The 23,246-nt window shown below is 71.2% G+C and carries 21 protein-coding genes; 13 read left to right on the top strand and 8 right to left on the bottom strand.

What is annotated here, in order from left to right; all coding sequences use genetic code 11:
* Positions 1-259 precede the first annotated feature (259 nt).
* The 3 genes from ABD331_RS51650 (at position 260) to map (ending at position 2,517) form a co-directional block, all read left to right on the top strand.
* On the top strand, positions 260-1,228 hold the full coding sequence (locus ABD331_RS51650) for an NAD(P)-dependent alcohol dehydrogenase (protein ID WP_344493303.1): 969 nt from the start codon (positions 260-262) through the stop codon (positions 1,226-1,228).
* An 18-nt stretch (positions 1,229-1,246) separates the two neighbouring features.
* Positions 1,247-1,540, top strand: coding sequence for an HIT family protein (locus tag ABD331_RS51645; RefSeq protein WP_344493307.1), 294 nt, complete (start codon positions 1,247-1,249; stop codon positions 1,538-1,540).
* Positions 1,541-1,749: 209 nt separating this feature from the next.
* The gene (map, locus tag ABD331_RS51640; RefSeq protein ID WP_148436895.1) at positions 1,750-2,517 is read left to right on the top strand and encodes a type I methionyl aminopeptidase; all 768 of its coding nucleotides are present in this window, start codon (positions 1,750-1,752) and stop codon (positions 2,515-2,517) included.
* Here the strand turns inward: map and ABD331_RS51635 are convergent.
* On the bottom strand, positions 2,480-3,718 hold the full coding sequence (locus tag ABD331_RS51635) for an acyltransferase family protein (RefSeq protein ID WP_344493300.1): 1,239 nt from the start codon (positions 3,716-3,718) through the stop codon (positions 2,480-2,482). The genes map and ABD331_RS51635 overlap by 38 nt on opposite strands.
* Before the next feature lie 262 nt (positions 3,719-3,980).
* Here ABD331_RS51635 and ABD331_RS51630 point away from each other — a divergent pair, with 262 nt between their 5' ends.
* Positions 3,981-4,220 (top strand): hypothetical protein, encoded by a 240-nt coding sequence (locus ABD331_RS51630; protein ID WP_148436893.1) that lies wholly within the window; start codon positions 3,981-3,983, stop codon positions 4,218-4,220.
* Positions 4,221-4,272: 52 nt separating this feature from the next.
* On the opposite strand, the gene ABD331_RS51625 is transcribed toward ABD331_RS51630, so the two are convergent.
* Positions 4,273-5,202 (bottom strand): adenosine deaminase, encoded by a 930-nt coding sequence (locus ABD331_RS51625; RefSeq protein WP_344493298.1) that lies wholly within the window; start codon positions 5,200-5,202, stop codon positions 4,273-4,275.
* A gap of 87 nt (positions 5,203-5,289) precedes the next feature.
* On the opposite strand from ABD331_RS51625, the gene ABD331_RS51620 reads away from it, so the two are divergent.
* On the top strand, positions 5,290-6,435 hold the full coding sequence (locus ABD331_RS51620) for a PucR family transcriptional regulator (protein WP_344493296.1): 1,146 nt from the start codon (positions 5,290-5,292) through the stop codon (positions 6,433-6,435).
* On the opposite strand, the gene ABD331_RS51615 is transcribed toward ABD331_RS51620, so the two are convergent.
* Positions 6,400-7,584 (bottom strand): amidohydrolase family protein, encoded by a 1,185-nt coding sequence (locus tag ABD331_RS51615; protein WP_344493294.1) that lies wholly within the window; start codon positions 7,582-7,584, stop codon positions 6,400-6,402. The two genes, ABD331_RS51620 and ABD331_RS51615, sit on opposite strands and share 36 nt — an antisense overlap.
* Positions 7,585-7,803: 219 nt before the next feature.
* Here ABD331_RS51615 and ABD331_RS51610 point away from each other — a divergent pair, with 219 nt between their 5' ends.
* From ABD331_RS51610 to ABD331_RS51595, 4 genes are read left to right on the top strand one after another with little or no spacing between them, the layout of a single operon-like run.
* Entirely contained in the window at positions 7,804-8,859 is a 1,056-nt protein-coding gene (locus ABD331_RS51610) for an ABC transporter substrate-binding protein (RefSeq protein ID WP_344493292.1), read from the top strand.
* Positions 8,856-9,608, top strand: a complete 753-nt coding sequence (locus tag ABD331_RS51605; protein ID WP_344493290.1) for an ABC transporter ATP-binding protein — start codon at positions 8,856-8,858, stop codon at positions 9,606-9,608. The genes ABD331_RS51610 and ABD331_RS51605 overlap by 4 nt, the downstream gene beginning before the upstream one ends.
* The gene (locus ABD331_RS51600; RefSeq protein ID WP_344493288.1) at positions 9,605-10,357 is read left to right on the top strand and encodes an ABC transporter permease; all 753 of its coding nucleotides are present in this window, start codon (positions 9,605-9,607) and stop codon (positions 10,355-10,357) included. The genes ABD331_RS51605 and ABD331_RS51600 overlap by 4 nt, the downstream gene beginning before the upstream one ends.
* Positions 10,354-11,133 carry an ABC transporter permease gene (locus ABD331_RS51595; RefSeq protein ID WP_344493286.1) on the top strand — a complete coding sequence of 260 codons (780 nt, stop codon included), beginning with the start codon at positions 10,354-10,356 and terminating at the stop codon, positions 11,131-11,133. The genes ABD331_RS51600 and ABD331_RS51595 overlap by 4 nt, the downstream gene beginning before the upstream one ends.
* Positions 11,134-11,329: 196 nt before the next feature.
* On the opposite strand, the gene ABD331_RS51590 is transcribed toward ABD331_RS51595, so the two are convergent.
* From ABD331_RS51590 to ABD331_RS51580, 3 genes are all read right to left on the bottom strand, one after another.
* The gene (locus ABD331_RS51590; RefSeq protein ID WP_344493284.1) at positions 11,330-12,193 is read right to left on the bottom strand and encodes a CAP domain-containing protein; all 864 of its coding nucleotides are present in this window, start codon (positions 12,191-12,193) and stop codon (positions 11,330-11,332) included.
* Positions 12,194-12,379: 186 nt separating this feature from the next.
* Positions 12,380-13,924, bottom strand: coding sequence for a D-alanyl-D-alanine carboxypeptidase/D-alanyl-D-alanine endopeptidase (gene dacB, locus ABD331_RS51585; protein WP_344493282.1), 1,545 nt, complete (start codon positions 13,922-13,924; stop codon positions 12,380-12,382).
* Between the two features lie 134 nt (positions 13,925-14,058).
* Entirely contained in the window at positions 14,059-14,607 is a 549-nt protein-coding gene (locus ABD331_RS51580) for an FHA domain-containing protein (RefSeq protein WP_344493280.1), read from the bottom strand.
* Positions 14,608-14,696: 89 nt separating this feature from the next.
* Between ABD331_RS51580 and ABD331_RS51575 the strand changes: the two genes are divergently transcribed.
* From ABD331_RS51575 to ABD331_RS51565, 3 genes are read left to right on the top strand one after another with little or no spacing between them, the layout of a single operon-like run.
* Entirely contained in the window at positions 14,697-15,206 is a 510-nt protein-coding gene (locus tag ABD331_RS51575; protein WP_148436882.1) for a PadR family transcriptional regulator, read from the top strand.
* The gene (locus ABD331_RS51570; protein WP_344493277.1) at positions 15,203-15,883 is read left to right on the top strand and encodes an ABC transporter ATP-binding protein; all 681 of its coding nucleotides are present in this window, start codon (positions 15,203-15,205) and stop codon (positions 15,881-15,883) included. Before ABD331_RS51575 ends, ABD331_RS51570 begins: the two co-directional genes overlap by 4 nt.
* Positions 15,880-18,513 (top strand): FtsX-like permease family protein, encoded by a 2,634-nt coding sequence (locus tag ABD331_RS51565; protein WP_344493275.1) that lies wholly within the window; start codon positions 15,880-15,882, stop codon positions 18,511-18,513. The genes ABD331_RS51570 and ABD331_RS51565 overlap by 4 nt, the downstream gene beginning before the upstream one ends.
* On the opposite strand, the gene ABD331_RS51560 is transcribed toward ABD331_RS51565, so the two are convergent.
* Both ABD331_RS51560 and ABD331_RS51555 read right to left on the bottom strand, forming a co-directional pair.
* On the bottom strand, positions 18,473-19,834 hold the full coding sequence (locus tag ABD331_RS51560; RefSeq protein ID WP_344493273.1) for an MFS transporter: 1,362 nt from the start codon (positions 19,832-19,834) through the stop codon (positions 18,473-18,475). The two genes, ABD331_RS51565 and ABD331_RS51560, sit on opposite strands and share 41 nt — an antisense overlap.
* Before the next feature lie 72 nt (positions 19,835-19,906).
* Positions 19,907-20,668: a hypothetical protein gene (locus ABD331_RS51555; RefSeq protein WP_344493271.1), complete on the bottom strand. Its 762-nt coding sequence runs from the start codon at positions 20,666-20,668 to the stop codon at positions 19,907-19,909.
* A 330-nt stretch (positions 20,669-20,998) separates the two neighbouring features.
* Here ABD331_RS51555 and serA point away from each other — a divergent pair, with 330 nt between their 5' ends.
* Positions 20,999-22,588 (top strand): phosphoglycerate dehydrogenase, encoded by a 1,590-nt coding sequence (gene serA, locus ABD331_RS51550; protein WP_344493269.1) that lies wholly within the window; start codon positions 20,999-21,001, stop codon positions 22,586-22,588.
* Positions 22,589-23,246 lie beyond the last annotated feature (658 nt).

The following is a 23,246-nucleotide window of genomic DNA, read 5'->3' as shown; positions in this document are numbered from 1 at the left end:
TCGCCCGGCAGCTCGTCGAGGAGTTCGACAGCGGCCAGAAGGAGTTCACGCGCTTCCGCGAGGAGCTGGCCGAGAACCCGATCGAGAAGACCGGCGCCAAGCTCCGTCCGATGATGAGCTGGCTCAAAGCCTGACGAATCGCTGAGCGGCGGGCGGGAGGATTCACCTCCCGCCCGCCGCTTTTTCGTGCGCGCGCAACCCTTCGGAGAGGTAGCTTTTCACGTGTCAGCTTTTTCTTTCACGTGTAACAGGAGCTGCCATGAAGGCCATCCGCTACCACGCCTACGGCCCGCCCGACGTCATCTCGCTGGAGGAGACCGCCAAGCCCGACCTCGCCGACGACGGCGTGCTCGTCCGCGTGCGGGCGGCCTCCGTCAACCCCGGCGACTGGCACCTGCTCAGAGGCGACCCCTACATCTTCCGCGCCGTGTCCGGCCTGACCAGGCCGAAGGCGCACGGCCTGGGCGCAGACCTCGCCGGGATCGTCGAGGCGGTCGGCAAGGACGTCAGCCGGTTCGCGCCCGGAGACGAGGTGTACGGCTGCGCCCCCGGCTCCTTCGCCGAGTACGTCGCCGTCCCCGAGAGCGGCCCGCTGAGCGGCAAGCCGGCCGGGTTCACGTTCGAGCAGGCCGCGGCCGTGCCCACGTCGGCGCAGACCGCGCTGCAGGCGTTACGCGACAAGGGCCGGCTGGCGCCGGGGCAGCGGGTGCTGGTCAACGGGGCGGCGGGCGGGATCGGCACGTTCGCGGTGCAGCTCGCCAAGGCCTTCGGGGCGGAGGTCACCGGCGTGTGCGGCGGCGGGAACGTGGAGCTGGTGCGGTCCCTCGGGGCCGACCACGTGATCGACTATACCAAGGAGGACTTCACCCGCACCGGCCACCGCTACGACGTCGTCCTCGACAACGTGGGCAACCGCCGGGTGGCCGACTGCCGGCGCATCCTCACCCCGACGGGCACGTACCTGCACAACAGCGGCTCTGGGGGGCGCTGGGTCGGCGTGATCGGGCGCATCGTCGGGCTGAGCGTGCTGAACCTGTTCGTCCGTCACCGCCTGCCCACCTTCGTCACCCACGAGAACGCCGACGACCTGGCCGTGCTGCGGGAACTGGCCGAGGCGGGCAAGCTGACGCCGGTCATCGAGCGTACGCATCCGTTGAGCGAGGTGCCTGAGGCCATCGCGCACGTGGAGCGGGGGCACGCCAAGGGCAAGGTGGTGATCACCGTCTGAGCCGGTCGCGGCCACACGCTGGTGGTTCCTCGTGCTCACCACCGCGACCTGGCCGAGATCCCGGTGGAGACGGCGGCGCACGTCATGCGGGCGGCCGTGGAGGTGTCCAGGCGGCTGACGGGCGCGCTCGGGGCGCCGGGCGTGAACCTGTGGCACGCCAGCGGGGAGGCGGCCTGGCAGAGCGTCTTCCACTTCCACGTGCACGTGGTGCCGCGCTACGACAGCGCCGACCTGACGCCGCCGTGGGCCGAGGTCGAGCAGCCGGTCGAGTCGCTGGCCGGGCTGGCGGGCGAAATCCGGGCCTGGCGTTGAGCGACGGGCCCGGCGTGGCCTGCCTGGCGGGCTAGGCGCGGACGATCCAGGCCGTGCGCCCTCATCTCGTACGGGTGCGCAAGGACGTGCGGTCGAGGCCGTTCTGGACCCCGGGCAGGAGAGGGATGGACTGAGCCGGGGTAGGGGCCCCTCCATGCCCCCGAGATCCGTGATAATAATACCGGTATAGTTATCGGCAAGGAGGGGCTGTGATCGAGTACAAGTCTGCCGGTGAGATCGCCGTGATGCGGGAGTCCGGCAAGGTCGTCGCCGCCGTCCACGCCGCCGTGCGCGAGCAGGCGGCCGTGGGCGTGTCGCTCAAGGAGCTGGACGAGGTGGCCAGGACGGTCATCGAGGAGGCCAGGGCGAAGGCGTCGTTCCTCGGGTACCACCCGTCGTTCGGGGCGATGCCGTACCCCGGTGTGATCTGCACCTCGGTCAACGGCGTCATGCTGCACGGGCTGCCGTCGCCGTACCGGCTGCGGGACGGTGACCTGATCAGCGTGGACTGCGCCGCGTACATCGACGGGTGGCACGCCGACGGCACGGTCAGCTTCACCGTGGGGGAGCCGCTGGCGGAGGACCTCAAGCTGATCAGGGTCGCGGAGGAGACGCTGGCGGCGGGCATCGAGGCGGCCAGGCCCGGCGCGCGGATGGGTGACATCGGGCACGCGATGTCCACCGTCGGGCGCGGCGCCGGATACGGCATGCAGAACGACTTCGGCGGCCACGGCATCGGCCGGGCCATGCACGAGGAGCCGTTCGTGCCGAACGAGGCCCGTGCGGGGCGTGGGCTGCGGCTGCGGCCTGGGCTGGTGATCGCGATCGAGCCCAGCCTGATGGCGGGCGGCGGCGACCGCTACTACATGTCCTCGGACGGCTGGTCGGTGTGCACGGGAGACGGCAGCAGGAGCGTGCACGTCGAGCACACGGTGGCCATCACCGAGGACGGGCCGGTGATCCTGACCCTGCCGTAGGCTCGCGCATGCCGAACAGGAACCTGGTCACCCTGGTACGCCGTACCAGCAGGTCGTAGGCGAGCAGGGTCAGCGCCAGCGAGACCGCCACGATCACCAGGTACTCGACCAGGATGGGCGCCCGCCAGCCGACCACGAAGTAGGCCACGGCCACCACGATCGGCTGGTGCAGGATGTAGAGCGGCAGCACGGCGGGCGCGAGGTAGGCGTACCAGCCGCGCCGCCTGCCCGGGGAGCCGCCGGAGGCGGGGCGCGGGCGGTCGAGGGCGCCGAGTATCGCCACCAGCGCGCACCAGCCGGCCAGGCCGTACAGCGTCCGGACCCCGACCGCGAGCGGGGTCAGGTCCCTGAACGGGTCGGCGCCGGGGTCCTGGCCGACGAGGACGAAGCCGGGCATCCCCACCGCCAGCAGCGCCACGGCCGCCACCGCGGCAGGCACCCGGTCGCGTCGCATCGCCGCGCGGAAGCCGCGATCGGTCACGAGCAGGAAGCCGTACAGGAAGAACACCAGGTACGCCCAGCGGTCCCAGCCGCCGAACTCCTCGGCCAGCCCGATCACCGCGCAGACCGCCGCGACGGGCAGCCCGAGCAGCAGCAGCGCGCCGCGCGGTCGCGAGAGCGCGACCAGTCGCGCGCGGGCGCGCCTGGCCCGCTCGCGCGGCACCCACCGCACCAGCGGCGCCAGCAGCAGCGAGAACGTCAGCAGCAGCACGACGAACCACAGGTGCCCGGTCTCGAAGTGCTCGCCCTCCAGGACGAACGGGAAGTCGCCAAGGTCGAGCCGTACCGTGAAGAAGCGCGGCCAGAACTCCCAGTAGGACTCCGCGTAGCCGGGCGTGCCGCGCGCCCGCAGCCACTGCGGCACCGGCAGCAGCACCGCCAGGGCGAACACGAGCGGCACGCCGAGCCGCAGCAGCCGCTCCACGGCGAACCCGCCGGGGCCCCTGCGCCGCAGCGAGTGCCAGGTGCCCAGCCCGGCGATGAGGAACAGCAGCGGCATCGCCCAGATCACGCAGAGCCCCGCGATGACGAACGTGATGCCGGTGGTCTCGGCGTTCTTGACGTAGAAGTCGTCGCGCGAGTCGAACACCAGCGACGCGTGGAAGAACACCAGCCCGACGACCACGAGGGCGCGCATCGCGTCCAGCTCGGGGCGCCGTTCGGTGACCGTCCCGCCGGACGGACCCGCGTGTGTGGTCATGATTGGCCTCCCCGTGACACGCCCCAGTGTGAAGCCAGGGGCGGCCGGACGCCATAGTCATGGGACGTACAGGAAAAGGTCGGTCGTTGTGCACTCCCGCACATCTATGCGTCAAGTAGCACGATGTGCCTCACTGTTTGGCTAGACGCGGCATTTTTGCAGGTCAACAGCGAAAATGTCGGTGTTTGTCTATCTGGGACGAGGGGGAGATTTCCCACCGATAGCTACGGAGAGTAGTCGAGAGGTATCAGGGAGAAACACAATGTACAGAAACGGACTCGTCCTCGCCGGGCTCGTCGGCGGGATGGTCATGTTCGGTGGCACCGCCCTCGCCGCGGCGCCCAGTGTCACCGCCGAGTCGCACATCCTGCCCGGCCCCAACCACGGCAAGGACGACGAGACGAAGTGGGACTTCGGCGAGTGGAACAACTTCGGTGAGGACAACGACATTCTCGACCTGGACCTCCTGAACGAGCTGCTCAGCAGCGTCCTGAGCGGCTGACGAGACGCCCTGATGGGGCCCGCCCGGCAAGGGGCGGGCCCCATCCGCGCGTTCAGAGCCGGGCCGGCACGAAGGACGCCTCGAAGGAGTTGCGGGCGATCCGGTCGAGCTGGTCGTCGGTCATGCCCAGCTCCCGCCGCAGCGCCTCGTAGTTGTCGTCCACGTAGCCGCCGAAGTAGGCGGGGTCGTCGGAGTTGACGGTCACGAGCAGGCCCTCGTCCAGCATCGCGGGCAGGATGTGGTCACGCAGTGACGGCACCGCGCGCAGCCGCACGTTCGACAGCGGGCACACGGTCAGCGGAATGCGCTCCGCCCGCAGCCTGGCCACGAGCTGCGGGTCCTCCATCGCCCTGATGCCGTGGTCCACCCGCTCGACGCGCAGGATGTCCAGCGCCTCCCACACGTAGTCGGGCCCGCCCTCCTCGCCGGCGTGCGCCACCCGATGCAGCCCCTCGGCGGCGGCGATGTCGAAGACCTTGCGGAACAGCGACGGCGGGTATCCCACCTCCGCCGAGTCCAGCCCCACCCCGATGAAGTGCTCCCGGTACGGCAGCGCCGCCCGCAGCACCTGCTCGGCCTCCTCCGCGCCCCGGTCCCGCAGGAAGCACAGGATCAGCGCGGCCGACAGCTCGCTCTCCTTCAGCGCCGCCGACAGCCCGTCGAACACCACGTTCAGCGGCACGCCCCTGCTCAGATGCGCCTGCGGGTCGAAGAAGATCTCCGCGTGCCTGACTCCCTGCCCGGCGGCCCGCCGCAGGTAGGCGGCGGCCAGGTCGTGGAAGTCGGCCTCGGTGCGCAGGACGGCCATGTTCTCGTAGTACACGTCCAGGAACGACTGCAGGTTCGCGAAGGAGTAACGCGCGCGGATGGCCTCCACGTCGAAGGTGGGCAGGTCGATCCGGTTACGCCGGGCCAGCTCGACGACGAGCTCGGGCTCCAGGGTGCCCTCGATGTGCAGGTGGAGTTCCGCTTTGGGACGCATGCATGCAGTAAACCGGACCCCGGGGAGTGAAGGTATCGTGCGAACCTCTGAACTCTCCCGCTCTGAGCTGGCATAACATCAGATTTCATGAGGCTGTCGGATCTGCTCGCCCGCGAGGACCTACGGCTGACGCTGGTGACGGGCGCCGACGCCGTCGAGCGGGAGGTGCTGCGCGCGTACCCGACGGACCTGCCGGATCCCCGCCGCTACCTGCGCTCCGGCGACCTCGTGCTGACCAGCGGCGTCTGGTACGCCCAGCCGTCCGACTGCGAGCGCTTCGCCGACGCGCTGTGGGCGGCCGACGTCGCGGGCCTGGTCGTCGGCCTGATCGTGCTCGGCGAGCTGCCGGAGGAGCTGGTCGCGGCGTGCGAGCGCAGGCGGCTGCCGCTCCTGCTGGCCGCGCCCGACCAGGCGTTCGGCGCGATCAGCGAGGTGGTGACGGCCGACGGCTTCGCCGCCGAGCAGCGCAGGGCCGAGCGGGTCAGGGCGCAGACGCTGCTCGACGTGCTCGGTCACATCCCGCCTGGCGAGGTGTCGGCGCACCTGCGGCTGCTCGGCGCCGACCCCGGCCTGCCCACCGCCGCCATGGTGGTCACCCAGACCGGCGGGCCCGAGCTGGACCTGCCCGAGCTGCTGCACGAGGGCCTGGCGCGCAAGGGCCGCCACCTGGTCGTGGGCGGCACGCCGCGCGAGGCGGTCGTGCTGGTCAACGGCCGCGCCTCCCGCAAGAGCCTGGCGGACGAGCTGCGCGCCCTGATCCAGGAGGTGGGGGGTGCGGTGAGCATCGCGGCCGGGGTCAGCGAGATGGTGGCCAGCGTGTCGCAGCTAGGCGAGGCCCTGGAGACGGCCAGGCGCGGCATGGAGTCGGCACGCGGCGGCCCCGGACCCGTGTCGATCATGTCGGTGGCCGACATCGACAGCTTCGACCTGCTGCTGGCCTCGCTCCCGACGAGCATGCGCCGCTCGTTCCGCGACCATCTGCTCGGCCCCGTCGAGGAGTACGACGCCCGGCACGGCTCCGAGCTGCTGCGCACGCTCGACACCTTCCTGGAGACGTGCGGCTCCTGGCAGCGCACCGCCGACGAGCTGTACGTGCACGTCAACACGCTGCGCTACCGGATGCAGCGGATCGAGGAGCTCACCGGGCGGCGGATGTCGTCGATGCGCGACCGTACGGACCTCTACCTGGCGCTCAGGTCAGGGCAGGCGGCCCGCGACGACCAGGCCCCGTGACACGACGGCCACGATGTTCTCCGTGGCCAGGTCCTCGATGCGCTCCCACGGCCGGCCGCGCAGTACGATCAGGTCGGCGCCCAGCCCCTGCGCGACCCGTCCGACGGGCATGCCGATCGAGTCGGCCGCGTCGGAGGTGGCGGCGCGCAGCGCCGACTCCGCGTCGATGCCGAGGATCCTCGTCATGTGCACGACCTCGGCGAGCTGGTCGCCGAACTGCACGTGGTGGCCGTTGGCGTCGGTGCCCAGCACGAACCGCACGCCCAGCGCCGCGGCCTGGGCCAGCAGCACGTCGCGGGTGGCGACCAGCTCGGCGGCCTTGGCCATCGCCTCGGCCGTGACGGGCACCCGGCCCTGCGCGATGGCCTCGTTGATCAGCAGCGTGGGCGCCACCGGCGTGCGGCGGGCGGCCAGCGTCTCGGCCAGGTCGCGGCTCATCAGCGTGCCGTGCTCGATGGAGTCGACGCCCTCCTCGACGGCGACGCGGATGCCGTCCTCGGAGTGCGCGTGCGAGGCGACGAGCATGCCGAGCGCGTGCGCCTCGTCCACCACGGCCCTGATCTCGTCGCCGGTGTAGTTGCGCCAGACGTTCTTGTCGCCGATGGACAGCACGCCGCCGCTGGTCGTGAGCTTGATGCCGTCCATGCCTGCCCTGGCCCAGGTCCGTACGAGCTTGCGGCACTCGTCGGGCCCGTCGGCCGTCGGCTTGCGCATCGGGAACGCGGGCGGCACGAACAGGTCGTTGTGCCCGGCCGTCATCCCCACCACGCCGTGCACCTGGATGCGCGGCCCCGGCAGCACCCCGGCGTCGAAGACCCTGCGCAGCGCGATCTGCGCCTCGTCGCCGGCCAGGTCGCGCAGCGTCGTGACGCCGTGCCGCATGGCCCGCTGGGCGTGCGCGGCGCCGTGCAGCACCTGCTCGTCGCGGGTGGTGGTCAGCGGCCAGGTCGCGAAGTCGGGCGGCTCGCCGGGGCCCGCGTGGCCGACGAGGTGGACGTGCGTGTCCACCAGGCCGGGCAGCACGCACAGGTCGCCGTGGCGCGGCGCGGCGGCGGGGCCGACGCCGGTGATCCGGTCGGGCTCCCAGGTCAGATCGACCGGGCCGCGGTATTCGGTACCGTCCCAAAGGGGGATTCCGTCGAGTCTCATCTCCCGCTCGACGCTACCGGAGCCCCCAGGCGGCTGGAGGGATCTACGGTCCTCGCGCGGCGCTCTCGTAGGGACCTACAGGGGTCGCCAGCGGTTTTCCCGGGATCCAGGGCCAGGCCCCTTCCCTGGGCTGTGCTGTCCGAAACCACCGTCACACGATGGTAATAATCGATAGATACCGTCCTGACCTGCACGTTCTCGGCCGTTCAAGGAGAATTAATGGCTACCTTCGACCGTCGCGCGTTCCTGCGGACGACCGGTCTGGCCGGTCTGGCGCTCGGTCTGGCCGCTTGCGGGGAGTCCACCACCCCCTCCGGCGGCGGAAGCGCGAGCGGCGGCGGACTCGGGTCGGTCAAGCTCCAGCTCTCCTGGAAGAAGAACGTCGAGTTCGCCGGCGAGTACTTCGCCGACACCAACGGGTACTTCAAGGCCGCCGGGTTCTCCCAGGTCGAGCTGCTGTCCGGCGGCGGCTCCGGCACCTCGGTCGAGTCCGGCCTGGCCACCGGCCGCTGCTGGGCGGGCCTGTCGGCGCCGACCATCACCGCGCCCGCCGTGCTCCAGGGCGCGCCGCTGAAGATCGTCGGCGCGACGTTCCAGAAGAACCCGTTCGCCGTCATCTCGCTGAGCAAGAACCCGATCGAGAAGGCCGAGGACCTCGTCGGCAAGAGGATCGGCGTCCAGGACTCCAACGAGCTGGTCTGGAACGCGCTGCTCAAGGCCAACGGCATCGACGCCGCCAAGGTGACCAGGGTGCCGTTCCAGTCGGACCCGTCGATGCTCACCTCCGGCCAGCTCGACGGGTACGTGGGCTTCGTCACCAGCGGCCCGGTCAACCTGCGGATGAAGGGCCACGACCCGGCGTACCTGCTGCTCGCCGACGCCGGCCTGCCGCTGGTCGCCGAGACGTTCACCGTCACGCAGGAGACCATCGACAACGAGCGCGACAAGCTCAAGGCGTTCCTCACCGCCGAGATCAAGGGCTGGAAGGACGCCGTCGCCGACCCGGCCAAGGCCGCCGAACTGGCCGCCACCGTCTACGGCAAGGACCAGAACCTCGACGTCAAGGAGCAGACCGAGGAGGCCAAGATGCAGAACGAGCTCGTCGTCACCGACGACGCCAAGGCCAACGGCCTGTTCACGATGACGCCCGAGCTCATCGAGCAGAACATCGAGTCGCTGGCCAAGGCCGGCCTGACCATCAAGGCCGAGCAGCTCTTCGACCTGTCGATCCTGAACGAGATCTACCAGGCCGACCCGAGCCTGAAGCTCTCATGAGCGGCATCAGCATCTCCGGGCTGAACAAGACCTTCGGCAAGGGCGTGACCGCCGTCGAGGGGGTGGACCTCCGGACGCCGAAGGGCTCCTTCCTGTCGCTGCTCGGGCCGTCCGGCTGCGGCAAGTCCACCGTGCTGCGCATCCTCGCCGGCCTGGAGGAGCCCACGGCGGGCGAGATCCGCGTCAACGGCGAGACGCCGCAGGAGCTGCGCAGGAGCCACCACCTCGGCATCGCCTTCCAGGACTCCGCGCTGCTCGCCTGGCGCAGCGTCGCGGCCAACATCCGGCTGCCGCTGGAGGTGGCCGGCCTCAAGCCGGAGCCCGGCGTGATCGAGGACCTGATCAAGCTGGTCGGCCTGGAGGGCTTCGAGAAGGCCCGCCCTGCCGAGCTGTCCGGCGGCATGCGCCAGCGCGTCTCCATCGCCCGCGCGCTCGTGGTCAAGCCCAGCGTGCTGCTGCTCGACGAGCCCTTCGGCGCCCTGGACGACATGACCCGCCAGCGGCTCAACCTGGAGCTGCTGCGCATCTGGACGGAGAAGCCCGCCACCACGCTCATGGTCACCCACGGCATCGGCGAGGCGATCTTCCTGTCCGACCTGGTGGCCGTCATGAGCCCGCGCCCCGGCCGGGTCGTGGAGATGGTGGAGATCGACCTGCCCCGCCCGCGCACGCCGGAGATGATGCGCACCCCCGAGTTCCACGCCTTCCACGACCACCTCAGCGACCTGCTGTTCGGGCACGGCTCATGAGACGAGTCCAGGGGCTCGCCGGGGTCGTCGCCCTCGTCGCGATCTGGTGGCTGCTGGCGGCGACCGTGTTCGCCGACGGCGGCGCGGTGCCCACCCCTGTCGCGGTGCTGACGTCCATGGGCGCCGACGGCTGGGCCTTCTACGGCCCGAACGCCACCGCCACGCTGTCCGCCGCCGTCCAGGGCTTCCTGTGGGGCAACGGGCTGGCCATCGGGGTGGCGCTGCTGGTGCTGCTCGTGCCCAGGCTCGAAGCCGTCGCCACGCAGCTCGCGGTGATCAGCTACTGCGTCCCGCTGCTGGCCATCGGGCCGATCGTGCTGGTCGTCTTCGGCGGCGACGCGACCGTGGTGTTCCTCGCGGCCATCTCCGTCTTCTTCACCACGCTCATCGGCGCCCTGCTCGGGCTGCGCTCCGCCGACCGCACCAGCCTCGACCTCGTCACCGTGTACGGCGGCGGCCGCCTGGCCAGGCTCCGCTACGTCCAGGTCATCTCCGCCCTGCCCAGCACGTTCGCCGGCCTGAAGATCTCCGCCCCGTCAGCGCTGCTCGGCGCCATCATCGGCGAATACCTCGGCAGCAACGACCAGGGGCTCGGCGTCTCCCTGATGATCTCCCAGCAGCAGTTCCAGGTGCCCCGCACCTGGGGGCTCGCGCTGGTCGCCGGCCTGATCGCGGGCCTCGGGTACGCGCTCGTGGCGCTCGTCGCCCGCGTGGTCACCCCCTGGTCGAGAGGGGAGGCAGCGTCATGATCGGCCGTACCGTGCTGCGCATCGTCGGGCCGCTGGCGCCGTCGGTCGTCATCGTCGTGGCCGCCTGGTGGCTGGCGCTGGAGGCGTTCGGGATCAGCCCGCTCGTGGGCAAACGCCCGCCTCAGGTCTGGGAGTACCTGACGTCCTCGCAGGCCCACCGGGAGGCCGTGTTCGGCGCGCTGGGCATCACCATCAGGGACGCGGCCATCGGCTTCGTCGCCGGCATGGTCGCCGCGATCGCCGTCGCCGTCGCGTTCGTGCTGTTCAGGACTGTCGAGCAGACGTTCATGCCGGTCGCCATGCTGCTGCGCTCGGTGCCGCTCGTGGTGATGACGCCGCTGATCACGCTGATCTTCGGCCGCGACCTGCTCGGCGTGGCCGTCATCGGGGGCATCGTGGTGTTCTTCCCCGCGCTGGTGAACATCGCCTTCGGGCTGCGCTCCGCCTCGCCGCAGGCCACCGACCTGATCATGGCGTACGGCGGCAACCGCCTCACCGTCCTGCGCAAGGTGGCGGTACCCACCGCCATGCCGTCGGTGTTCGCCTCGGCCAGGATCTCCGTGCCCGCCTCCATCATCGGCGCGCTGATCGCCGAGTGGCTGGCCACCGGGGAGGGCATCGGGGCCGAGATCCTGCGCGCGATCGGCGGGTTCCGCTACGACGAGGTGTGGGCGGACATCGTGGTCGTCACCGGGGTGTCGATTCTGGCGTACGCGGTCGTCGGGGTCGTCGAGTCGCTGGTCCTGGCCCGCTTCTCGGACCGTCGCCCGGAGTGACCGTCGCCCGGCCGTGATCCCAGGAGTGCCGCGGTCTCGCAGTGCGCTGGTTGTGCGGACCCGGCCGCGGTCCTGTGTGCGGGGGAGGCGCGGCCGGGTCCGCCCGGAGGGGAGCGCATGGGCGTGCGGTGGGAACCGGCTCGGGGTGGGGCCGGCGAAAGCCCGTCGCTCCCTTGGTCGGGGGAGTGGTTGCTGCTTAGGGCGTGCCGAAGTCCTGCGTCCAGGTCGGGCCCTTGGCGTTGTGGCCGACCCCGATGCGGGTGAACGCGCAGTTCATGATGTTGGCCCGGTGCCCCGGGCTGTTGAGCCAGGCCTTGACCACGGCGGCGGCGGAGGGCTGGCCCTTGGCGATGTTCTCGCCGGCCTGGCGGAAGACGAAGCCGGTCGCCTTGATCCGCTGGTCGAAGGTGCGGCCGTCGCGCGAGGTGTGCGAGAAGTAGTTGTTGCGCGCCATGTCCGCCGAGTGGCGCTCGGCGGCCAGGTGCAGCTTGGCGTCGTGGACGAGGGGGCGGCAGCCGTTCTTGGCCCTGGCGGCGTTGGTGAGGGCGACGACCGCCGTCTCGGGCGCCGAGGCGAAGCCCCCGCCGGCGGCCGGGCGCCCGCACGACAGCTTGACCGAGCGCGACTGGCTGGTGCGCCCCTGCGAGTCGAGCGCGACCGCGTAGAAGCGGCGCGGGGTGGCGGCGCAGGCCACCTTGGCGGTGATCCGGCCGTTGCCGATGATCTGGGAGCCGCTCTTGACGACCCGGTCGGGGCCGGAGACGGCGACCTTGACGCGTACCCTCAGCCGGGCCTGGTCGGCGCAGCCGGACCGCACGGCGGTCGCACGCACCTTGCCCTGGACGACGGACGGCTTGAGCGCGAGCACGCGGCACGCCTGCTGCCGGGCCTGAGATGCGGCGTTCCGCGTGCTGGAGCCTTGCGCGGCGGTGGTCTGCGCGGCGGTGGCCTGCGTGCTGGTGGCCTGCGCGGCGGAGGTCTGCGCGGCGGAGGCGGAGGTGGGGAGGCTCAGTGCCGCCAGACAACCGGCACAGGCCACGGCCTGGAGCTCTCTACGCATTCCGTCCTCCGGATGAGGGATTCGACTGTGCGTCGAACCCGCATTCTGGTCCCCCCAAGTCGGCTATGTACGGAAATCACCGAGCGAACTTGGAGCTCCAAGTAGCTGAATCGTAATGTCACCTACTCTGATCTCGGTAAACCACAGCGGCCCCCTGCGCGTCAGGGGGCCGCTGAATTATTTACGTCAGCACTGCGCCGGCTTGAGCCACGAGCACTCCAGGTCGCCCGTCGCGCCCCCGGTGGCGCTGCGGAGCCCGGCGGTGTCATCCGCCGCCGCCGACCGCGAGAACTGGGCGAGCCGGACGGCGATCTTGTCCTCGATGTCCTTCGGCGAGGCCGAAAGGTACTGGTTGAGCATGATCGAGAAGATCAGCGGCTCGCCGTCGGCGCTCGTCACGTAGCCGGACAGCGAGGTGACGCCGGTGAGCGAGCCGGTCTTGGCGTGCACGTTGTTCTCGGCGGGCGTGCCGCGCATCCGGCTGCGCAGGGTGCCGCCGGTGAACCGGTCGGCGTTGCCCGCGATGGGCAGGGACTCGTACCAGGTGGAGAACCACGGCTTGGCGCGTACCGCCGACAGGAGCTGCACGATCGAGCCCGGCGAGAAGCCGTCGCGGCGCGACAGGCCCGAGCCGTCCCGCATGTTGATCACCTGGACGCCGTTCGCCTTGGCGAAGTCGGTGCTGACCTTCAGGCCCGCCGACCAGGTGCCCTGGTTCGACACCTTGCGGCCCATGGCCTTGGTGAGGATCTCGGCGTGGATGTTGTTGCTCAGCTTCATGAACGGCACGAGCAGCTCGCCCAGCGTCATCGACTCGTGCTTGGCCAGCTCCTTGGCCCCCGAGGGCGCGGCGCCGGCGGTCGTCGGCCCGAGCACCTTGACGCCGTGCTTGGCCAGCGACTTGCGGAACAGCGAGGAGACGTACGTCGTGGGGTCGTCCACCGCCACCCACTCCTGGTACGGGTCCGCGACCGTGCCGGTGATCACCACCGTGCGGGTGCCGTGCTGCCGCTCGATGAGCACGTCCGTCTCGGCGCCCGCCGTGGCCTTGTTGACGATCTTCAGGTAGTCGGTCTCCGGCGTGGTGGACACCTTGACCTGGTCGCCGTCGGCGGCCACGGACACGATCACCGAGCCCGCGTCGTAGTCCCTGTCGGGCGAGGCCGTCAGTGCCGAGATCGGCGCCGCGTAGTAGGCGGTCTCGTCGTCCCAGGACCAGTCGTTGCCGAGCCGCTGGGAGTCGAACCAGGTGTCGTCGGCCACCAGCTTGCCGGTGACGACCGTGATGCCCGCCTTGGCGACCTCGGCCGCCAGCGCGTCGTAGTCGTCGGCCAGCATGGTCGGGTCGCCGGTGCCGCGCAGCACCAGGTCACCGGTCAGCAGCGAGCCCGCCTTGCGGCCGGTGCTCAGCACGGTGGTCGGGAAGCGGTAGTCCAGGCCGAGCGTCTCCGCCGCCGCGGCCGAGGTGAACAGCTTGGTGTTGGAGGCCGGGGTCAGGAGCTTGCCGGCGTCGGTGGCGTACAGCTCCTCGCCGGTCTGGGCGCTCTTGACCACGACGCCCGCCCTGGCGATCGTGAGCCGCGAGTCGCTGAGGATCTGGTTGATGTCCTGGGTCAGGTCCGCCACGCCCGCGGAGGGGTCGAGCGCGACGGCCGGGGTGGAGGGTCCTGACGCCCACGCGAGGGCCGCGACGAGCGCGCCCGCGACGAGGGAGGCTGAGGTGCGCCGCATGGGGTCTCCAAGTGACTGGGGAAACGCATGGAAGCATGGATCAGCACGATCAGCCTGTAATCCGCAAATATCCGTATTTGTGGGGCTCGTCGGGCACGCCGCTCCGCCGTCTGAGGCCGCCGCCACGGCGTCGTCTACGTCGGCTGCTCCGACGTCACCATGAACCCGCAGTCGCCGAACGAGACCTCGTCGCCCGACTTCACCCGAGCCGGCCCCACCAGCCGCCACCCGTTGAGCCGGGTGCCGTTCAGCGAGCCGAGATCCACCAGCATCCACCCGCCGTCACCCTCGCGCCGCAGCTCGGCGTGCACCCGGGAGACCGTCAGGTCCGACAGCACGAGATCGCAGGCCGACCCGCGGCCCACCACGTAACGCAGGCGCTCGTCGTCCGGCAGCGCCAGCCGGGGCAGCCGCGGCCGGCGCCAGGCGGACTGCAGCTTGGTGGTGAACTCGGAGACCGAGGAGACGGCGTCGGTCAGCCGCTGCCGGAGCGTGGCCCGCCGCGGCAGGTCGGCGACCAGCTCGTCGAGCTCGACCTGGTGACGCGCCCGCAGGGCCTGGTCGACCCGGCCCACGAAGGTGTCGTGCGAGATGCGACCCTCCACGGCGCGTTCCTTGAGCTCGTCGATCGCACGGTCACGTTCCCCATCTGAGGCGCGAAAGGGCGGATGCGTGGAGCTCATAGAGCGAGTATCGGCCTCAACCTCGGCCCCTGTCCAGAATACGCGGATCCGGTTGCCATAGGCATACTCAGTATGCATACTCAGTATCTATGTCGATCAGGCACGGGCTGCTCTCTCTGCTGAGCAGCGGACCAAGATACGGCTACCAGCTGCGGGTGGAGTTCGAGGCGTCCACGGGGGCGACCTGGCCGCTGAACATCGGCCAGGTCTACACGACGCTCTCCCGCCTGGAGCGCGACGGGCTCGTCGCGCCCGGTGGCGCCGACGAGCAGGGCCGCGCGGTCTACACGATCACCGAGGCCGGTCGGGAGGAGCTGGCGCGATGGTTCAGCACCCCCGTCGCGCAGACCGACCGGCCTCGGGACGAGCTCGCGATCAAGATCGCGATGGCCGTGGCGGGCGACGTGGACGTCGCCGAGGTCATCCACACCCAGCGCACCGCCACCATGCGCGCGCTGCAGGAGCTCACGAGGGCCAAGCGAGCCGCCGGCGGCGGGCTCGCGCAGCGGCTGGTGCTGGATTCGTTGATCTTCAAGGCCGAGGCGGAGCAGCGCTGGCTGGACCACTGCGAGGCCGTTTCCAAGGAGAAGAACCGATGAGTGTGGTCGAGTTGCGGGACGTCACCCGCGAGCACGGTCAGGTGCACGCGTTGAGGGGAGTGAGCCTGGAGGTCGCGGCGGGCGAGCTGGTCGCGGTCATGGGGCCGTCCGGGTCGGGCAAGTCCACCCTGCTCAACCTGGCGGGCGGCCTCGACCGCCCCACCACGGGGACGGTGGTGGTCGAGGGCGAGGACCTGGCCGAGGTCAAGGACCTGGCGGCGCTCAGGCGCGGCCACGTCGGCTACGTCTTCCAGGACCTGAACCTCATCCCCTCCCTGACCGCCGCCGAGAACGTCATGCTGCCGAGGGAGCTCGACGGCGTGCGCGCCGGCCAGGCCCGCGCCGAGGCGCTGGCCGTGCTGGCGGAGGCGGGCGCCGAGGAGATCGCCGACCGCTTCCCTGAGGAGCTGTCCGGCGGCCAGCGCCAGCGCGTGGCCATCGCCAGGGCGCTGGTCGGAGAGCGGCGGCTGCTGCTGGCCGACGAGCCGACCGGCGCGCTCGACACCGCCACCGGCGACGAGATCCTGGAGCTGCTGCGGGCGCGCTGCGACGCGGGCGCGGCGGTGCTGCTCGTCACGCACGAGCCGCGCTACGCCGCCTGGGCCGACCGGGTGATCTACCTGCGTGACGGGCTGGTCGCCGAGTCGAGCGCCGTGCGGCTGGAGAGCTCCAGATGAGCGCCTCCCGCCAAAGCGCCTCCCGTCAGAGTGCCTCCCGTCAGGGCGCCTCCCGTCAGGGCGCCTTCCGGCTGAGTGCCCTGCGCGCCGCCCTGCGCATCTCCCGCAGGGACGCCGTGCGCGCCAGGGGCCGCACCGCCCTCGTCATGGTCATGATCGGCCTGCCCGTCCTGGTCATCACGGCGCTGCTGACCCTGTCGAACACCACGGACCTGACGGTGCGCGAGGAGCTGCCGTCCCGCCTGGGCCCGACCGCCGACGCGGCCGTCTACTCCCAGTCGAACAGGATCCCGATCACCCAGGACCCCGCCGGCCGCCTCACCCACCAGGCCATCGACGAGGTGAACCGCCCGCCCAAGTGGACGGACGCCGAGGTGGCGGGCCTGATCGGCGGCCGGGTCATCCCGTTCTACCTGTACACGGTCGAGGCCCGCCTCCAGGACGGCTTCGACAGCGTGGATCTGCTGGAGGTGGACCTGCGCGACAGGCTCGGCGCCGGGCTCAGAACCCTGGCCGACGGCAGGCTCCCGGCCACCCCGCAGGAGATCGCGGTCACCCCCGCGCTGCTCGACCGTGGCGTGCGCGTCGGCGGCGACCTCCAGCTCACCAGGCGCGGCGAGCCGAAGCGCGTGGTCGGCGTCGTGGAACACCCGACCAGGCCCGGCGTCCTGGAGGTCGTCGGCCTGTACGGGTCGGTGCTGCCCACGAAGACGGACCCGCAGGGCAACGGCTGGCTCGCCGACACCCCGGCGCCGGTCACCTGGCAGAAGGTGGGCGAGCTGAACCAGGCGGGCCTGCGCGTGGCCTCCCGCGCGGTGATCGAGAGCCCGCGCGCGGAGCAGTACGACTACACGCACAGCAGCCCGGATACGGCGTTGTGGCTGGCCATCGGCGTGCTGCTGGTCGTCACCGAGACGGTCCTGCTGGCCGGTCCCGCGTTCGCCGTCGGGCTGCGGCGGCGCAGGCGGGAGCTGGCGACCATCGCCGCGCAGGGCGGTTCGCCGGGTCACCTGCGGGCGATCGTGCTGGCCGACGGCCTGGTGCTGGGCGGCGTGGCCGCGCTGGCGGGCGTCGTGCTGGGCATCGGCGCGGGGGCGCTGGCGGAGTCGATCGCGGCGCGCTGGCTCGACTGGCGCAGCGGCCCGATCGACGTGCCGTGGGCGCAGGTGCTCGGTGTGGCCGCGCTCGGCCTGGTCAGCGCGTTGGTCGCGGCCATGGCCCCGGCCGTGCGGGCGGCGCGGCAGAGCCCCGCGCGAGTGCTCGCCGGCCGCCCTGACGAGGTGCGCGAACGCGCGGCCCGCCCGCTGGCCGGCGTCGTGCTGCTGGTGCTCGGGGTGGCTGCGACGATCTTCGTCTCGTCCCGGCGGGAGCTGCTGGTGGTGGCGGCGTCCACGGTCGTCCTGTTCGCGCTGATCATGTTGACGCCCTGGCTCGTCCGCCGCAGCGCGCGGCCGGCGGCGCGCCTGCCGCTGCCCGCGCGCCTGTCGATCAGGGACGCCACCCGGCACCGGGCCCGCACCGTCTCGGCGGTGGCCGCCGTCATGGCCGCCACGATGGCCGCCGTCACCGTCAGCCTCGCCTACACCAGCTACTACGCCACGCAGCGGGAGCGCTTCCTGCTCGACGCCCCCGAGGGCACGCTGACCGTGAGCGCCTACGACATCGACGAGCCGACCTGGTCGAGGCTGCGTGCCGTGACCGGGGAGAAGCTGCGCGGCGCGAGCCTGGTCACCGGGCTGGAGGCCGTGGACGGCGGCGGACACAGCATGACGCCGATGATCCAGCATGTCTCCGGATCCTGCGCCGGCGAGTGCCCCGTCTACTACGACGTGCCGATCGGCGACGACCGGCTGCTCGCCCTGTTGCAGGGGCGGCGCGATCCGCAGGCGGCGGCGGCGCTCGCGGCGGGCAGGGCCGTGGTGTTCGACCCGCGCCTGATCAGCGGCGGCACGATCAGTGTGTCCTGGTCGCGGATGGGCGAGGAGCGCTCAGGCAAGGGCCCCTTCCGGGTGCCCGCCGTGGTGGCGAGGCCGGCACATGACGGCCAGGGCGGCCTGATCCTGCCCCCTTCGGCTGTCACGTCGGCCGGGCTCAAGACGGCCGAGCGGCGCGTCTACGTCCGGAGCGTCTCGGCGGGCCTCCTGCGCGACCAGGAGGAGGTGGAGCGCTTCAACCGCGACCTCCAGGCGGTCGCCCGCACCGCGTTCGTGAACCTGACCTCCGACTACACCGAGGAGAAGATCGCGACCGTGCTCGCGGTGGCGCTGGCCGGGTCGGTGGTCCTGGTGCTCGGCGGCACGTTCGCCGCGACCGGGCTGGCCGTCGCCGACATGCGCCGCGACCTCGACACCCTGTCCGCCGTGGGCGGCCGGCCGATGACGCGCAGGCTGGTGGTCGCGGCCCAGGCGGGCTACCTCGCCGGGCTCGGCGCGGCCGTGGGCCTGGTGGCGGGGGCGGTCACGGGAGGCGCGCTGTCCTGGTCGATGACGGCCGAGTGGCTCGGCGGCGGCACGATCGTGGTGCCGTGGACGTTCCTGGCGGTGCTCGTGCTCGGCCTGCCCCTGCTCGCGGCGCTGCTGTCGGGCCTGTTCACTCGGACGCGGATGGAGCAGGCACGGCGGGTGGCGTGAGCCGGTACTTCAGCGTGATCAGCGCGGAAGCGAAGATGATCAGCGCGGGGATCAGGGTCTGACCGATGAGGACCGCGGTCACCGCGCTGTCCGGCTGCTGCACGGGGTTGCTCGGCTCGGACGGGATGAAGCCGCCGAGCGACAGGATGATGCCGAAGGCCAGCGCGCCGAACGCGCTGACGCCGCTCTCGATCGCCGTCCACAGCCCGGTCAGCACCCCGGCCCGCCGCTTGCCCGTCTCGGCCGCGTCCACCGCGATCACGTCCGCGAGCATCGAGAACTGCATGAGCTGGAGCCCCGCGTACCCGACGCCGACCAGCAGGATCGTGACGTGCGCCCACACCGGGCCGAGCAGCGGCGTGGCCATGGCCGCGATCGTGCCGCCGCCGAACAGCAGCACCGCCAGGAGCATTGCGCCGCGCTTGTCGAAGCGCCTGGCCACCCGCACCCACAGCGGCATCGTCAGCAGGATCGGGCCGACCAGCGCGGCGAAGAGCGTCTGGGTGGCGCTCGCCGAGCCGAGCGTGTACGTGGCGAAGTAGGGGGCGGCGGCCAGCATCATGCTGACGGCGAACATCTGCACGCAGGCCAGCACGGTCAGCCAGAGGAACGGCGAGTTCCCCTTGATCGCGGCGAGCTGCTCGCGCCACCCGCCGCCGTCGGGCTCGGGGGCGCCGGTCATGGGGGCGCGGGCGGTGCCGAAGAACGAGCCGAGCATGGACAGGAGCAGGATGGCCGAGATCGTGATCGCCATCGTCCGGTAGCTGCCCAGCGTGCCCTCGCCGCCCCCGCTGGTCACGATGGCCGGCGCCAGCACGCCGCTGATGGCGGTGGCCACGCCGACGAACACCATCCGCCACTGCAGCAGCGACGTGCGCTCGTGGTAGTCGTTCGTCATCTCGCCGGGCATCGCCTTGTACGGCACCTCGAACAGCGCGTACGCCGTCGCCGCGGCCAGGAAGCAGACCCCCACGTACAGCGCGGCGGGCACCCCGGTCAGCGGCGGCCCCGCGAAGACCAGGTAGAACATGATCGGCAGCGTGCACGCCCCGGCCAGCAGCCACGGCCTGCGCGGCCCCCAGCGGGTGACGGTCCGGTCGGACCAGCGCCCCACCAGGGGGTTGATGAGCAGGTCCCAGACCTTCGGCGCGCTGACGACGACGCCGGCCAGCCACGGCGGCACGGCCAGGAAGTTCGTCATGTAGAACAGCAGCAGCAGCCCCGGCACGCCGTTGAAGGTGGCCGTGCAGAACGAGCCGACGCCGTAACCGAGGCGCACGCCCTTCGGGACGGAGGCCGTGCCCACCGCCGGTGCGATCATCCCCTCATTACAACGGAGCGAGGGCTTGTTTGGGAGGGCCCAGTTTTCCCGGGCCCTCCACAGAAGCCTGGCTCAGTCGGAGACGTTGGCACAGACGACGTGCGCGCCGATCTCGATCATGCGGCGCTCGCTGCGCGCGTCCGCCACCCTGGCCATGAGGATCGGCGCCCCCGACGCGGCGAACTGCGGCAGCCTGGCGCGCACCAGGCGGTGCAGGTCGCGCACCACGTCCTCGGCGGCCGACATGTGCACCTTGACGTGCAGCATGATGCCGGTCGCCCCGGACGCCGTGCCCGCCTCGGAGATCCACACGTGGTGCACGAGCGGGAAGTCCATGAGCAGGTACGCGATCGCCTGCCGGAGCGCGGGCAGTATCGGATGCGTGCACCTGCGGTAGCCAGGATCCACCTGCTGCATCGGCCCCGACAGGTGCGGCCGGGGCGCGGGCACCCACGGCAGCGACGGGGCGTGCGGGCTGGGCGGAGCCACCTGGGCCAGCGCGGCACCTCGCGACACGGTGGCCATCGCGCCCGTCGCGTAGGCGGCCGGAACGGCCCCCGACAGGACAGGCGTGGGCCCGCTGCGTGTCGTGGTCATGAAGTGCTGGAGATCGTCGATCGGCACGGCCGCGGCGGCTGGTCCGGCCGCGTCGATCACGATCTCGCGCACCCCGGTGACGCGCTGGATGTCCAGGATGGTGTCGGCGTCGCAGGCCGACAGGGAATGGCTGCCGCGGTGTCTGGCATAGGTCGCGGGGCTGGTGTACCCGAGCAGAACCCGGTCACCGGCCTGAGTCGTCCCCAGGACGACGGAACGATCTGGTCGCACTGCCACCAGGACTCCACCGTCGGCAAGAGCGCCCAGCAGGCGATGGGGCGTGCCATGCTGTGCGAGCACGTCGGCAAGCGCAGGATTCCCGATGCTCATATGACGAACCATAGGTAGTCGGCCACGGCTTATCAGGCTAATGGCGAATAAATCTCCCGATCAAGACAAAGATGGGCACGGAGTGGATGAGTTTGCCGCGGGACGGGTACGCCGGAACCCGTCTCACATGCTGACCCCTCGTGAATACGTTCACAAGCTGCGGATACACTCTGTGGGACCGCCGGGGGGTTCCGTGGACGGTGACCCCCCTCCGCCGTGCCTTAAGGATGCACAGACGTGAACAAGCCCGTCGTTCTGGTCGCAGAGGAGCTGTCCGAGGCTGGCCTCGCCGTACTCGGCGCTGATTTCGAGGTCCGCCACACCGACGGCGCCGACCGTTCCCAGTTCCTGCCCGCTCTCGCCGACGTGGACGCGCTCATCGTGCGCTCCGCCACCCAGGTCGACGCCGAGGCCATCGCCGCGGCGCCCAAGCTGCGCGTGGTCGCCCGCGCCGGCGTCGGTCTCGACAACGTCGACGTCGAGGCGGCCACCAAGGCCGGTGTCATGGTCGTGAACGCCCCGACCTCCAACATCACCAGCGCCGCCGAGCAGACCGTCGCGCTCATCCTGGCCAGCGCCCGCAACACGGCCCAGGCCCACGCCGCGCTCAAGAACGGCGAGTGGAAGCGCTCCAAGTACACCGGTGTCGAGCTGGACGAGAAGGTCGTCGGCATCCTCGGGCTCGGCAAGATCGGCCAGCTCGTGGCCCAGCGCCTGGCGCCGTTCGGCGTCGAGCTGATCGCCTACGACCCCTACCTGCCGCCGGCCAGGGCCGCGCAGATGGGCGTCAAGCTGCTCAGCCTCGAAGAGGTGCTCAAGCAGGCCGACTTCATCACCGTGCACCTGCCCAAGTCCAAGGAGACGCTGGGCCTCATCGGTGACAGGGAGCTGCACCAGGTCAAGCCGAGCGTGCGCATCGTCAACGTGGCCCGCGGCGGCATCGTGGACGAGGGCGCGCTCTACTCCGCGATCAAGGAGGGGCGGGTCGCCGGAGCCGGCCTCGACGTCTTCTCCAAGGAGCCGTGCACCGACAGCCCGCTGTTCGAGCTGGACCAGGTCGTCGTCACGCCGCACCTCGGCGCCTCCACGCACGAGGCCCAGGAGAAGGCCGGCACCCAGGTCGCGCGGAGCGTGAAGCTGGCGCTGGCGGGCGAGTTCGTGCCGGACGCGGTCAACGTCCAGGGCGGCGCCGTGGCCGAGGACGTCAAGCCGGGCCTGCCGCTGGCCGAGAAGCTCGGCCGGGTCTTCACCGCGCTGGCCGGCGAGGTGGCCACCAAGCTCGACGTCGAGGTGCGCGGCGAGATCGCCGCCCAGGACGTGCGGGTGATCGAGCTGGCCGCGCTCAAGGGCGTCTTCGCCGACGTGGTCGAGGAGCAGGTCACCTACGTCAACGCGCCGCTGCTGGCCAAGGACCGCGGCATCACCGTCGAGCTGGTCACCAGCTCCGAGAGCCCCGACTGGCGCAACGTCGTGACCGTGCGCGGCGTGCTCGCCGACGGCCGCACCGTCTCGGTGTCCGGCACGCTGTCGGGCCCGCGCCAGATCACCAAGATCGTCGAGGTCAACGGCTACGAGATGGAGATCGAGCCGACGGCCCACCTGTGCTTCTACACCTACGCCGACCGCCCCGGCATCGTCGGCGTGGTGGGCAGGCTCCTCGGCGAGCACGGCATCAACATCGCCTCGATGCAGGTGGCCCGTGACGCCAAGGGCGGCAAGGCGCTCATCGCGCTGACCGTCGACTCCGCCATCCCCGCCGAGGTCGTCGAGCAGATCGGGGCCGAGATCGGCGCCGAGAGCGGCCGCTCGGTGGACCTGGAGGACTGATCCGCAGGACCCTTTGAGAAGGGCCGTCACCCGTCCGGGTGGCGGCCCTTCTTGTCTCAGCATGCAAGATAGTAGGACTTCCGAGCAGATACTCGGGTAGTCTGCTGCTGATGCGCCAGGTGTTCGTACTCATTGCCTGCCGCGGCGGGGCCTGTTAGGGCAGGTCGGCTACCCGTCGCGGAGAGCGGCGTTGTGTCGGCCAGTAAGTCCCATTCGTCCGGTCCGTGACCCGGACCAACGAGATCAGGCCCGGTCGGATTCGCGACCGGAGTCCGGCTTCCCCACTGGAAACGCGTCCGCGAAATGAGCTGAGTGACATGTACGACATGTATGCCTGGAACCGTACGGAAGAGCAGCAGGACGAGGCCGCCGAGGCCCTGCAGACCGCACTCGACCGCCGCGACAACGGCGGCGCCCCTCAGAACTCCAGCCGGTAGGACACGGCCGTCCTCTTCAGCGCGGGCACGAGCAGGCAGCGCATGGTTTGTAGCGCGCCGGGGCCGTCGATCGCCCAGTGCATCGTGGCCCCGGCCTTTGCGCACCGGCCTGTCGAGCCGCTGGAGCCGCAGCGCCGGTCTTCGTGCAGTCGTGGTCGCACTCGTGCGGCGGACAGGTGTGAGTAGGGCGGCTCCGCGGGGGAAGGCGGGACCGCCCGGGT

It is taken from the genome of Nonomuraea monospora (assembly GCF_039531895.1).
In the GTDB taxonomy this organism is placed as follows: domain Bacteria; phylum Actinomycetota; class Actinomycetes; order Streptosporangiales; family Streptosporangiaceae; genus Nonomuraea; species Nonomuraea monospora.
Note: the sequence above shows the minus strand (reverse complement) of the source record. Positions and strands in the feature narration are given on the sequence as shown.